Annotated in this window: 8 protein-coding genes; all 8 read right to left on the minus strand. The window is 33.1% G+C overall.

Going from position 1 to position 14373, the window contains the following annotated elements; translation table 11 throughout:
- Position 1 precedes the first annotated feature (1 nt).
- The 8 genes from mutL to QM746_RS02695 all read right to left on the minus strand — a co-directional run bounded on the left by mutL (position 2) and on the right by QM746_RS02695 (position 14185).
- Positions 2–1780, minus strand: coding sequence for a DNA mismatch repair endonuclease MutL (gene mutL / locus QM746_RS02660; protein ID WP_414982798.1), 1779 nt, complete (start codon positions 1778–1780; stop codon positions 2–4).
- A gap of 789 nt (positions 1781–2569) precedes the next feature.
- The gene (locus tag QM746_RS02665) at positions 2570–3412 is read right to left on the minus strand and encodes an endonuclease/exonuclease/phosphatase family protein (RefSeq protein ID WP_414982799.1); all 843 of its coding nucleotides are present in this window, start codon (positions 3410–3412) and stop codon (positions 2570–2572) included.
- A 4-nt stretch (positions 3413–3416) separates the two neighbouring features.
- Positions 3417–4217: a family 16 glycosylhydrolase gene (locus QM746_RS02670; protein ID WP_414982800.1), complete on the minus strand. Its 801-nt coding sequence runs from the start codon at positions 4215–4217 to the stop codon at positions 3417–3419.
- 1 nt (position 4218) lies between these two features.
- The gene (locus tag QM746_RS02675) at positions 4219–6141 is read right to left on the minus strand and encodes a sialate O-acetylesterase (protein ID WP_414982801.1); all 1923 of its coding nucleotides are present in this window, start codon (positions 6139–6141) and stop codon (positions 4219–4221) included.
- A 50-nt stretch (positions 6142–6191) separates the two neighbouring features.
- On the minus strand, positions 6192–8414 hold the full coding sequence (gene bglX, locus QM746_RS02680) for a beta-glucosidase BglX (protein WP_414982802.1): 2223 nt from the start codon (positions 8412–8414) through the stop codon (positions 6192–6194).
- Positions 8415–8428: 14 nt separating this feature from the next.
- Complete coding sequence (locus QM746_RS02685; RefSeq protein ID WP_414982803.1) at positions 8429–9847, minus strand: glycoside hydrolase family 30 protein; 1419 nt, start codon at positions 9845–9847, stop codon at positions 8429–8431.
- An 86-nt stretch (positions 9848–9933) separates the two neighbouring features.
- The gene (locus QM746_RS02690) at positions 9934–11397 is read right to left on the minus strand and encodes a RagB/SusD family nutrient uptake outer membrane protein (RefSeq protein ID WP_414982804.1); all 1464 of its coding nucleotides are present in this window, start codon (positions 11395–11397) and stop codon (positions 9934–9936) included.
- Between the two features lie 19 nt (positions 11398–11416).
- Entirely contained in the window at positions 11417–14185 is a 2769-nt protein-coding gene (locus QM746_RS02695) for a SusC/RagA family TonB-linked outer membrane protein (RefSeq protein WP_414982805.1), read from the minus strand.
- Between the last annotated feature and the right edge of the window lie 188 nt (positions 14186–14373).

Genomic DNA, 14373 nt, shown 5'->3' on the forward strand with positions numbered 1-14373 from the left:
TTTAAAATTTATTTATGAGTTCATTTACAGGGATTTCTAAAAAAGTTCTGTTTCCTGTTGGTGTATATTCTGGGAAACCCAATTTTATAAAATCCTTTAATAATTCTTCTACTTCTGGTTTGTAAAGAAAATCGTATTTAGACTTTGCATTTACTCTAATCCATTGATTGTTGTAACTTTCTAAAAACTCTTCTTCGGTTTTATATTCTAAAATTTCGAAAAGATTTTCTAAAAATTTAATCACCTGAGATTCTTTCAAATTTTCTGGCACTGCATTTATTCTCAATACATTATCTTCTGCTAAAACCATATCGAAGCCCAAATCTGGGAGATATTTTTTTATAGAACGATATTTATTTTTCTCTATTTCATTCAAATGGTATTCCAAAGAGAACAATAAACTTTGGCTTTTTCTGCTTTTGGTTTTTTCTTTTCTGTTTTCAGCCAAAACAATCTGATGAATTCTGCCCAAATCTAGCAATAGCGTTTTATCTTCTTTGTTAAAAATCCAATAACCATTGGGCAATCTCAGTAAATCTTCGTCCAAGTCATCATCTTCGTCATCAAAAAGATTAATTTTAGAAGGTTCTGCCGAAATATTCTGTTGATACATTTCGGTGAAGTTTACCATTGCTGTATCGTTAATTTTAGAAGGTGTAGCTTCCGCAAAAGGATTGTAATTTCTATCCACATTTATACTAGAGGCGTTGTAGCTTCTTGCAGCATCTGGTTTTGGTGGGAAAAAAGAATCCATTTGTTCGTTTCTATCAAAATCTAAACTTGGTGCTACGTTGTAGATTCCCAAAGATTTTTTGATGGTAGAACGGATGAGCGCAAAGATGAGGTTTTCGTCTTCGAATTTTACCTCTGTCTTTTGCGGATGAATGTTAATATCAATTTTCTCTGGGTCTAATTCTAAATAAAGGAAAAAACTTGGAGAATAACCAGACATTAATAACCCTTCAAATGCTTCCTGAACGGCTCTGTTTAAATACGGACTTCTAAAATATCTGCCATTAACGAAAAAGAATTGTTCGCCTCTGGTTTTCTTTGCTGCTTCGGGTTTTCCTACGAAACCGTGCAAATTTACCCAGCCCAAATCTTCTTTAATAGGAACCAAAAGCGGTTGAAGTTTTCTACCAAAAATATCAACAATGCGTTGCATTTGGCTTCCTTTTCTAAGGTTAAATATTACTTCGTCGTTATGATAAAGCGAAAACTCTAATCCATCATGTGCCAAAGCAACCCTTTGAAATTCATCTATAATATGACGAAATTCAATATTGTTAGACTTTAAGAATTTTCTTCTCGCAGGAACGTTGTAGAATAAATTTTTAACTGAAAATGTAGAACCTTCTGCCGTTTGTACAGGTTCTTGAAATTGTAATTCTCCACCTTCTATATAAATGATAGAACCAATTTCGGCATCATTTTTTTTCGTTTTGAGTTCTACCTGAGCCACAGCTGCGATAGATGCCAAAGCTTCGCCACGGAAACCTTTGGTAGCAATATGAAAAATATCTTCGGTGTTTCTAATTTTTGAAGTGGCGTGTCTTTCGAAAGCCATTCTGGCATCTGTTTCAGACATCCCAGCACCGTTATCTACTACTTTTACAAGATTTCTTCCGGCTTCTTCTACAATCAATTCAATTTTAGTAGCACCTGCATCAATAGAATTTTCTAGCAATTCTTTAACAATAGACGCGGGTCTTTGCACTACTTCTCCAGCAGCAATTTGATTGGCAACATGATCGGGTAAAAGTTGAATAATATCTGACATTTCTACAATTGAAACCTCAAAAATACAGTTTTGTTTTCAAAAAATAAAGGAAGAAGCCAAAGCTTAGGATTTATTTAACTATAAATCTCTATCAAGAACAAAAAGATTTTGGTAAAAATACTTTTGCATTTGATTATAAACAACCCTGTTTTAAATGAAATGCAATTGCAGGAGGTTACAAACAACCTTGTTTTGAATAAAATGCAATGTACAGAAGTCTCCTGCAAATTGTGGGAAACAAAATGCAATTGTAGGAGATTACAAACAACCTTGTTTTGAATAAAATTAAACGTACAGAAGTCTCCTGCAAGCTGTGGGAAACAAAATGCAACTTACGGAAAGCTTAATTTGTTTCGCTAAACGTAAACTACTTTTATATTTTAACCCGTAGTGCATTATCAAAATTCATTGAGGTTATTCATTAAAAGTAAAATACGCAAAGGCGCAATTAAAATTTTTATTGAAACTGTTTTTAAGTCGCAAGAAAATCAATGATTTTCAATTTTAACAGAGTTAAAACTTCGCGTCTTAAAAACGTAATCATTTGAAAGAAAATCATTTGCGTCTTTGCGTTTAATTTTTTATATAATGAACTAGAAGTTGTTTTATTTAAACTTAAGGTTTTAAGTAAAAGTAAATCTAATGTATGTTTCTTTTGAATTGATATAAAATTAAAAGCGACACATCTTAGATGCGCCGCTCCCGTGAAAAACGAACTTAAAAAACTACAGTTTGTATTTAATTTGCGGATAATACAAGCTGCAAGTAGTTTTATCCTAAGATTATAATTTATTTTAACTCAATTCTAGAGATAATAGGAAGGTGGTCTGAAGGATATTTAAAATCGTAGAAATCTGTGATGGTTCTAAATTTTTTAATTACAGTATTGTTTTTAGAACTGAAGATGAAATCTATTTGATCTACCGGTTTTTCTTTGAAATTGAATGCATTCCAAGTGGCAGTTCCTCCATAAGGTTTTGTAATACTGTGGCTGCTGGCTTCTTGTAAATTATTGAGTAGCGGCTGCATCCAAGTATCTGTTTTAAAGGAATTGAAATCTCCTGTTAACACTACCGGAAGGTTTTGTTTGCCTTGTAGTTGTTTAATTTTTTTTAGGATAATTTCTGCAGATTTTTGTCTTGCAACAACGCCTACGTGGTCGAAATGTGTATTAAGAACCCATATTTTTTTCTTAGTTTTAATGTTTTCGAACAATCCGTAGGTTACAATTCTTGGGTAGGCAGCGTCCCAAGATTTGGTAGATTTTTCGGGAGTCTCCGAAAGCCAAAAAGTATCTTGTTGAAGGACTTTGTATTTGTTTTTTAAGTAGAAAATACAAGAAAATTCTGAGTTTTCTCCTTCGTCTCTAGGTTTTCCTAAGAAGCCGTACAAAGAATTGTTTTCTAATAAATACTCAATCTGTGGTTTTTGAGCTTCTTGCATTCCTATAAAGTCTGCTTCGTAATAATTGATAAGGTCTTTTAGTTTGTCTTTTCTAATGTTCCAATGGTTTTCTCCATCATCTGCACTGCCCAATCTAATGTTATAACTCATTACATCAATAGAATTTTGTGCAAATGATAATGCAACAAATAGTAAACAAATCGCGGTAAATAACTTTTTAATTTTCATTTTTTTATTGGTATATTCTAACATAATCTATATAAAATTTTTGAGGAAATATGCTGTTGTCTATTCCCTTTTGTCCTCCCCAATTTCCTCCAATTGCTAAATTCAAAATTAAATATAGTTTTTGGTTAAAAGGCCATGTTTCGTAGATTTTTTCTGTATTTACATAAGTAAAATATTTTTGATGATCTACATAAACGTCTATTTTTTCTGGAGACCAATCTGCGGTGTAAATATGAAATTTTTCACTCGCATTTTTTACGACAAGAGTATCTGTTTTTTGTGTGCGAATAATATGATTATACTTTTTGGTATGCACCGAAGCGTGTATAAAACCTTGGTTATAACCTACGTGTTCCATAATGTCTAGTTCTCCATCTTCTGGCCATTCTTTCATATCTGTGCTTAGCATCCAGATTGCAGGCCATGTCCCTTTTCCTTTTGGGAGTTTTGCTCTTACTTCTATTCTGCCATATTTCCAATCTTGTTTACCTTTGGTAACTAATCTTGCAGAAGTGTAATTTTTGTTTTCCCAATCTTCTTTTCTAGCTTCAATCACAAGGTTTCCATTTTCTACTCTTGCATTTTCTAGTCTTTTTTTAGTGTAAAACTGAGCTTCATTGTTCCCAAAGCCGTCTCCGCCAACATCATAACTCCATTTGGTAGAATCTGGTAATCCTGTGTAATTGAATTCGTCACTCCAAACTAGAGATTTTCCATCTTTATGTTGAATTGTTTTTTTCGAAGAACAACTCTCAAAAAAAGTAAAAAATGTTAAAAAAATAATTATGGGTAAAAAGATTTTCATTTTATTTCAGATTAATTTGAAATTTTTTGTCTTTTGTAATTGTTTTAAAATTATCTGTACGAAACGGAGAAACAGGAAGTCCTTTTTCTGTAAACATATTATTTTCAGAATCGTCTCCTTTCCATCCATATCTTGCAGCTACAGGATTTGGAGCATCATTGCATGTAACGATTACTTTGTTATCTTTAATTTCTGCTTTGGCAGGGTAGAATTTTTGGTCAGCACCAGATATTTCGAAACCAGTTAGAGATTTTCCATCTTTGGAGATAAGCACGTCTTTTGTATTGAACGTTATTATTATTTTATTTCCTTCTATTGAAAAATCATTGAAAACAGGACTTTTCAAATTGTTTTTAAGAGCTAAATTGGCAAGTCTTTCTCCTACAGTTTTTTTATTTCTTGGATGAATGTCTTTAGGATTTCCTATGTCTGTAGTAACAACCATTCCTGTGTTTTCTAGTTTTAAAGCATTTGTTTGGGCTTCTCTTAGTTCAGCCCAATTGCAACCATCGTTACTATTTCCGGGTGTGTCGTAAGTTGCCAGTTGAACAAAGTAGAAAGGCGTGGTTTTTCCAAATTTTTCTCTCCAAGAATTAATAAGCAAAGGGAAACTTTTGTTGTACTCATAAGCTCGAGATTCATTAGATTCTCCTTGATACCACAAAATTCCAGAAACTTTGGTAGATTCTATAGGGTGAATCATGGCATTGTATATAAGAGAGGGAAATTCGTTTTGGTTGATAGAAGTGTAAATTTTTTCTACAGCAAATTTCCAATTTCCAGATAAAGAGATATTTCGCTGAGGGGTTACCAATTTAATTTCTTCGGGATTACTCCAAAGTCCGCCACCACTGCCGTTATCTTTAATTTTTACAACAATAACATTTTTACCTTTTTTTAATAAATCTTTAGGAATGTTGTAAATTCTATCGTCAGACCATTGTTTCATGCTTCCGATTTCTTTACCGTTGAAATAGGTTATATCCTCGTCATCTATCTTACCAAGATACAAAGTTACATTATTTTTTATGTCTTCATCGGTTAATTCGACGGTTTTTCTAATCCAAGCAATGCCGTCTAATCCTTCATAACCTTGTTCTTCCCATGCTTTTGGGATGTGCAAATCTACTAGCGAAGAATCGTCGTAATCATTGTTCAAAAAATTTTGACTACTGAAATCAGATATTTTAGAATGAAGCAGATTTTCTATAAAATTTGTCTTAGATTCAATATTTTTTTGCTCTAAAGTTTCAATGTTTACTTGAGGCATCTTTGCAATCATTTCTTTGAAATAATCAGATTTTTCAAATGCAGTTTTAGGAATCCAAGTTTCTATTACAGTGCCTCCCCAAGAAGAATTAATGATGCCAATAGGAACTTTTCTTTCGTGGTACATTTTTTTTGCAAAAAAATAAGAAACAGCCGAAAAATCTCCAATTTTTGATTTATTTGCAATATCCCAATGTGTTTCAGAAGTATTTTCTTGAGGTAAAGAATTTATTTTTTTTTGAATTTTAACATGGCGAATTAATGGGAATTCTTTTTGATTTAATTCGTCTTTATAACCATCAGCGGAAGCAAGGTTCCACTCCATATTGCTTTGTCCGCTGCACAACCAAACATCTCCAATCAAAATATTTTTGAAAATAATTTCGTTATTTCCATTAATTTTAAGAATGAAGGGGCCGCCTTCTTTTTCTTTACTGAGAAGAACTCTCCAATTTCCGTTTTCGTCTGCTACAGTTGTTTTCGTCTGTTTTTTAAAGTGTATAGTAATTTTTTCTTTTGGTGATGCAAATCCCCAAATAGGAATTTCTGCATTTCTTTGTAATACCATATTATCCGAAAAAATATATGGCAAAGAAACGTTTGCCATCATCATTTTAATGGAGAATAGTAAAAATATGCTTATTATTTTTTTCATTTTGAATTGTTTAAACCTTTTTTTGAGGTTTTGTGATGAGATTATTGTAATTATTTTTCCCAATTAACACGTTTTGTCTGTACATCTGCAGAGCTGGTTCCAATCATAATATCGAATTCGCCAGCTTCCCAATCGTAGTTTAAATCTTCGTCGTAGAATTTTAAATCTTCTGGTGAAATGTTGAAAGAAACCGTTTTAGATTCTCCTTTTTTCAAGAATATTTTTTGAAAACCTTTTAATTCTTTTACCGGGCGAACCACTTTTCCTACCAAATCTCTGATGTACAATTGTACTACTTCTTCGCCATCGTAATTTCCTGAATTGGTAATTTTTATTGAAGCAGTAAGTGTTTGATTTCCTTTTAATTCAGTTGAACTTAGATTAAAGTCTGAATATTTGAAAGTGGTATAACTTAAGCCGAAACCAAACGGATAAGCTGGGTCGTTATCCAAATCGATGTATGCAGAAACATAGTTTCTATCGGTGTTATTTTTAGCAGGTCTTCCTGTGTTATAATAGTTGTAATAAATCGGAATTTGACCTTCAGTTCTTGGGAAAGTCATTGGTAATTTACCTCCAGGATTTACTTTTCCGAAAAGTACATCAGCAATAGAATTTCCTGCTTCTGTACCTAGCCACCATGTGTAAGCAATAGTAGGAATGTTTTCTGAAGCCCAATCAAAAACCAACGGACGACCAGCGTTAATTAATAAAATAATTGGTTTCCCTGTTTTTGCAATTTCTTTTAATAAATCTTCTTGAACTCCCGAAAAATGGATATTACTTCTGCTTTTTGCTTCGCCACTCATTGCGTGTCCTTCGCCTAAAGTCATAATTACTACATCTGCTTTTTTGGCAGTTTCTACCGCTTCTGCAAATAGAGAAGTGTCTTTATCATTTACATTACAACCTTTGGCATATAATAATTCTGAATTTTTATCGAGTTGAGCTTTAATTCCATCAAATTGAGTAATAATTCTTTGGTTATCATCAGGAAAAGCAATAGACCAAAAGCCATGATTATCAACAGTAGCTTTTGCAAAAGGCCCAATAATAGCTACTTTTTTAGTGGTTTTTGAAAGAGGTAAAAGTTGAGTTTTATTTTTTAATAAAACAATACTTTTTGCACCAATTTCTCTTGCGAATTTTCGGTGTTCTAAGTTGTTGGTTTGTTCTTTTTCGCGTTTTTCGTCGTTGAATTTATAAGGATTGTCAAATAAACCGAGTTCATATTTTTTGGTTAAAATTCTTCGAACAGCATCATCAATTAACTTAACATCTACTTTTCCTTCTTGTACTAAATCTTCTAAATGATTGATGTAGGAACGGCTTTCCATATCCATATCGCTTCCAGCGATAATAGCTTTCAAAGCTGCATCTTTATTGTCTTTAGCAAAACCGTGAGGAATCATTTCGCCAATACTTCCCCAATCAGAAACTACAAAACCTTTGAAATTCCAAGCCCCTTTTAGTAAATCTCTTTGGATGTACTTATTTCCTGTGGCAGGAATTCCATTAATGTCATTAAAAGAATTCATAAAAGTAGCAACTCCAGCTTCTACAGTTGCTTTGTAAGGTGGCAAATATGTTTCGTTTAATTGGCGAAGACTCATGTCAACAGAATTGTAATCTCTACCGCCAACTCCAGCTCCATACGCAGCAAAGTGTTTGGTACAAGCCATTACGGCATCTATATTTCCTAAACCATTTCCTTGAAAACCTTTTACTCTGGCTTTTGCTACCAAACTTCCGAGGTAAGTATCTTCACCGGCACCTTCCATTACGCGTCCCCATCTTGGGTCTCTGCCAATGTCAACCATTGGTGCAAAAGTCCAATGAATACCATAAGCTGAAGCTTCAGTAGCAGCAATTCTTGCAGATTTTTCAATTAAATTCATATCCCAAGTTGCAGTTTCTCCGAGTGGAATAGGGAAAGTAGTTCTAAAACCGTGGATTACGTCTTGCCCGAAAAGTAAAGGTATTTTGAGGCGAGATTGCATGGCTTGATCTTGCCAATTTTTGGTATTTTTTACTCCGAATGCATTAAGAATTGAGCCTAACTTACCGGCACGAACTTGTCCAGCTTTATCAGCATCTTTGGTGACAGGTCCTGTTGCGGTAATGTCATCATTATATTGATTGAGTTGCCCAATTTTTTCTTCCAAAGTCATTTTAGCCATCAATTCCGAAACTTTTTGGTCGATGGATTTTTGAGCAGAAACAGAAATAAATCCTAATCCTGCTATACATATTGAAAGAATTATCTTTTTCATAAATTATTTTTTTTCTAGAAAATGTAAGTGGCTACAGAGTTTGCAGATAAAGAAGTTGTTGCCACTTTATCATTATATTTAATGTTGAATGTTTCATTATTTGCACCATCGTTTAAAACGATTAAAGCAATTTTACCAGCAGGCGTTTTAAAAGCAACTGTGCTTAAGTTTTCAGATTCAGTAGAACTAATTCTTACAGAATTTTGAGGGATAAATTTAGAAGCTTGTGCTATAATGTAATATCCAACATTTCTAGTAAAAGTTTCACTATTATTAATGGTAATAGCTCCTTTACATTCTGTGCAACCACCTGGCGTGTGGGGATTAAATGCAGCATCGTTGGCAATATTCCATTCAAGAGCAATTTTACTCCAGTTTCTCATAGAGCCAATTACTACATTTTTTGTATGCCACATTAAATCTCCAGAGAAAGTACCAGTAGAACCAGTCCATTGTTCTGTAAAATACACATTTTTGTCAGGGTATGCATTGTGTACATTATTAAGAATTAGAATATTTCCAGCATATAAGTGGAATGCAGAACCGTCAACAAATTTAGAAGCTTCTGTATCAGCTAAAATCGTTAAAGGATATTCTGGCTTATCACAATTATGGTCATAAACTATAATTTTTGTAGAAAGATTTGCAGTTTGGAAAGCTGGACCTAAATTATTTTTAATAAAATCTCTTTGTTGTTCAGCAGTCATATACATACTAGGATTATTGCCTGGGTGTAACGGTTCGTTTTGAGGAGTAACAGCGTCAATTGTGATTCCGTTTTTCTTCATTTCTTGAATGTATTTCACAAAATATTGTGCATATACACCGTAATATTCAGTTTTTAAACTACCTCCAATAGAACTGCCATTGTCTTTCATCCAAACAGGTGGAGACCAAGGAGTAGCAATAATTTTAATATTTGGATTAATGGTTAAAATTTTCTTTAACATATCCACTAATGCTTGGTCTTTTGATAAGCTGAATTGAGACAGAGTAACATCTGTTTGCCCTGCAGGAAGGTCGTTGTAAGAAAAAACAGAACTGTTAAGATCTGAAACACCAATGCTTAATCTAAGATAACTAACCCCGATTGAACTTTCTCCGTTACCAAAAAGTTCTTGTAGAAGAGCTTCTTTTTTTGCAGAAGATAATTGGTTGATGACTTCTACGCTTCCACCAGTTAAGGTGTAGCCAAAACCATCTATTGTTTGGTATGTTTTAGAAGGATTAACTTCAATATTTTGATATGAATTGGAGGCTGTAGTGAAAGATAATATAGAAGATTGTTTTTGTAATTTTATTGTTTCGTCTGCTTTTGTGAGCCAGGCGTCAATATTTTTTTTAGAAGTTTCTTCTTGCGCTAATGAGTTGCATGAGACACACGAAATTAGAGCAACAGAGTATATTATGCTAACTATTTTTTTTGTAATCATAATGTTTTCATAATAATGCAAAAAGTGCTGCGCAATTAATTATTAGCGCAGCAATTTTTGGGTTAAAATTAAATTAATTCAAAGTTTTAATAACCAGGATTTTGGGTAAGATTTTGGTTATTGTCAATTTGTGATTGAGGAATAGGCCATAATAATCTTTGTTCAGTAAGGTTATTGACATAGCTCAATTGATTTCCTTTTCCATCGGTTCTTGCTTTAATAACTTCTAAAGCTTTTCCTGTACGTTTAAGGTCAAACCAACGTTGTCCTTCAAAAGCAAGTTCTAATAAACGTTCTTTTAAAATTTTGTTTATACCATCATCTTTGCTTGTTATTGTTGCTACATTAGGAAGATTAACACGGCTTCTTACTTGGTTAATTAGTGCTTCTGCCTCACTAAATAAATTGAGATTTACTTTAGCTTCTGCTTTCAATAAAATCATATCTGCATATCTTAAAATATAAATGTGTTGAGTTCCATCTTGTATTCTTTGTTTGTAGGCAAAAGGATAATTGTTTTTATCAGTCCAGTATGTGTCACTAACCCCTATGTCAAATTTGATAGAATTTGTTTTTCTAATGTTATCATTTTGAGAATCAAATGCATTTACTAAGTCATGAGTAGGTAAATTAAAACGTTGCCAGCCATCGCCTATAAACATTCCTGTTCCCCACCACCAAATGTTACTAGCATCTCCGTTAATTTCTAATATAGATTCAGAGTTTGCATTATGATTTCCGTCGAATAGCTGGTTATAATCTGTTAACAAGCTATAATCACCTGATAATTGATCTATATGCTGAATCACTTTAGTATAATCTGGGTTTGGTTTTGTTGCGTAAACTTTCGCTAGAAGAGCGTGAGCAACCCCTTTTGTAGCTCTGTATTTACTGATAATAGAAGCAGGAGCATCTGCTATAGCATTTTCTAAATCAGAAATAATAAAAGTATATACTTCTTCTTTGGATTTTCTTTCTGGATAAACTTGAGCATATACTTCATCAAAATTTTCACTAGTAACTGCTATAACAGATTTGGTTACAATTGGTATATCTCCCCATAATTGAACTGCGTGAAAGTAGTATAATGCTCTAACAATAGCTGCTTCGGCTTTCATTTCAGCTTTACGCTGATCTGTTAATGCAGGGTCTTTTATTCCGTCAACATAATTAAGAACTTTGTTACAGTCGTTAATTACTTGATATATTGCTTCCCAATTTCTTTTAACATTTTCGTTTGTAGATAGAATTCTATATTCCGCTTGCTGCCTGTTATTTTGATTGTCTCCACTCACGTATGCTTCGTCTGTTTGCATACTTCCATTTGCAAAATAATCTAATTGCCAATAGTTAGAATGCCCAAATCCAGGACCAGAATATATGGTTTTCATTAAGTCTTCGGCATCTGAAGCTTTTGTATAAGGGGTTTCGCTTACCTCAACAGCTTTGTCAGTAATAGGTTCTGTATCTAGATAATCGGAACACGAAACGCTACTAAGCGCTAATCCCGCTCCTAAAAATAAATGATATATGGTTTTGTTAAGTCTCATAATTGATAAATTTTAATAATTAAAAATTAGCTTTTAACCCGAAAACAAATGTTCTCACTTGTGGATAAGTTCCGTAATCGATTCCGAGAACTCCGTTTGTTGAAGCAAATGCATTTACTTCTGGATCAAATCCCGAATAATTTGTCCAAGTATATAAATTTTGACCAGTTACATACACATTAAGCTTGCTAATTCCCTTTATTGGCTTGATAAAATTATATCCCAAGGTTACGCTTTTTAGTTTGACAAAAGAACCGTCTTCAATAAATCTATCTGAAGAAATTTTAGCATTTGTAGCATTTGCTTTTGGTACATTCGTAATATCACCAGGGTTCATCCATCTGTCTAAAACTCTTGTAGATTGATTTTTATGATCGTCCATCATTTCTAATTCGAAACGAGAAGCATTGTAGATGTCATTCCCTTGTGATGCTGTAACTAATACATCCATATACCAGTTTTTGTAAGTGAAATTGTTGGTAAATCCGAATGTATAGTCAGGATTAGGGTCACCAATGAAAGTTCTGTCACCTGCATTAAATTCACCGTTTCCATCAAGGTCTTTATAGATAATTTCCCCTGTTGCGGAATCTACTCCACCATACTTGTACCCGAAGAAAGAACTAATTGGTTGCCCTGCGGCAAATCTTACTAAATTTCCGGCACTTGGGATTGATGCAGCATCAATAAAAGGTTTGTATTTTAATTCAAGAACTTTACTTTTATTGAATGAAATATTGAAATTGGTGTTCCAAGAAAAATCTATATTTTTAATGTTTACTGTATTCAATGTAAATTCCATCCCTTTATTTTCCATCGAACCGACATTTTGAGTATAGTCTGGTTGCCCTGTAATAATTGTAAGTGGCATTATTAAATCGTCAGTCTTTCTTTTATAGAAATCTGCAGTAAGTTTAATTCTATTGTTTAGAAAACCTAAATCTATACCAAAGTTTGTATCAGTAGTAACTTCCCAAGTAACATCACTTCCTGTTTGATATGGAGACCAAGCGCCTCCATCTCTATTAAGTCTATCTAGATTATAGTGAGCATAAAAAGGTATTCCAGATGCATTTCCTGTTTTACCCCATCCTCCTCTAATTTTTAAATCGGATATTGTAGAGTTGTCTTTTAGGAAGTTTTCGTTGGAAATATTCCAAGATGCGGAAATACCAGGGAAGAATCCCCATTTTTTCCCGTCAGCTAATGCAGAACTTCCGTTCTCACGAAATACTGCCATTACGGTATATTTATTAGCTAATGTGTATATTGCTCTTCCAAAGAAAGAAACTTCTTTTAATATTTCTTTTCTATATATTTCTCCGTGAGATGGATTTGTTATATCATATACAAATGAGGATTGGAAAGGATCTGCAAACTGACTTCCCCAATAATATTGCCCATCATTTTTACGTTCATGCATTTGAAAACCTCCCAATACTGCGAAATCGTGAATTCCAGATTTTAATGTATAGTTTAATGTGTTTTCAAAATTGAAATCTTGGTAAGTTAAATAGTTCTTAGAACCGCTTCCTTTTTGTTGTCTTCCGTATTCAGAACGGTATGGGTCTAAAAATTTTTCATTTGTTGAAGAAATGTGGTCTAAAGAAACGCTAGACTTCCAAATTAAATTTTTAAGAAGGTTTACTTCTATACCTAAGTTTGATAAAAATCTTTGACTATGTGTTTTATCAGACTCTCTTTTCATAAATGATACAGGGTTTTCCCATCCTCCTGTAAAAGGATTTAAGGCGAATTGCCCATCTTTATATCCGTCTAAGTAGTCTCCATTTGCATCTGTTGGTCTAACTTTTACTTCGCTACCATAAGCTGGCATAAATGTTGGAGTTGTTAAAGCAGATAAAATTACTCCACCTTGAGCCCCTGCGTTGTTGTCAGAAGTATTGTTTGTTTTGGTATCAATGTAATTCATGTTAGATGTTACCTTTAGCCAATTGGTAATTTTTGCATCTAAATTTATTTTGGCAGAAAGTCTTCCAAAATCTGAAGGAGATACGATACCACCAATATTTTGATATCCTAAAGCTGTATATGCTTTAACGTTTTCATCACCAAAGGAATAATTTACATTATAGTTCTGGTCGAAACCTGTTCTGTATACTTTTTTTACCCAATCAGTATTAATTCCTGCGTACATAGGGTCATTAATAGTATTGAGCCATACAGGATTAATTTCAGATATTAAAGCTTTGTATTGATCAGGATTAAGCACATCTACATTGTCTACTTTTTTGGAAACACCCCAATATGCGTTAAAATTAAGTTGTGGTTTGTTTGCTTTTGCTCTTTTTGTTGTAATAATAACTACCCCAGAAGAACCATTAATACCATATATGGCAGCTGAAGTAGCATCTTTCAAAATAGTCATGTCAACAATGTCATCAGTATTTATACCGCTAATATCGAAAGTTTGGATGCCATCTACTACATACAAAGGATTAACGCCTGATGAAATTGAGTTGTTTCCTCTAATTTTTACATTTAGAGATTGTCCTGGTTTTCCAGAGTTTTGTACAACGCTTACACCAGCGGCATTACCTTGTAAAGCTTGTCCTACGTTATAAATAGGTCTTTCTTCAAAAGCATCCGCTTTAATATTTTCGATAGCACTTGTAGCATTTTTCTTTTTTACAGTACCATAACCGATTAAAACTACCTCATCAATTTTTTTCTCTTTTACAGCGGTTGAATCGCTTTTTACTTGAGCTTGAAAACTTGAGGTAAAATAAAGGACTGCTATTAGCCCTAAACCTTTTTTAATACTCATATTCATAATTATTTATTTTTTATCTCATTTTGAGACAATAAATTTATATTAATTTCCCAAACAAAAAAATATTTTATCAATTATTTTAAGAATCCGTTTATTTGCGGTACTTTTGGCAGTGTTAAATCGGTCTTTTTTGTACGAAATAATGAGTTTTTATTATATTTTTTTTAACTAAAATTGTATCC

The sequence above is a fragment of the Cloacibacterium sp. genome (assembly GCF_047601505.1).
Classification (GTDB): domain Bacteria; phylum Bacteroidota; class Bacteroidia; order Flavobacteriales; family Weeksellaceae; genus Cloacibacterium.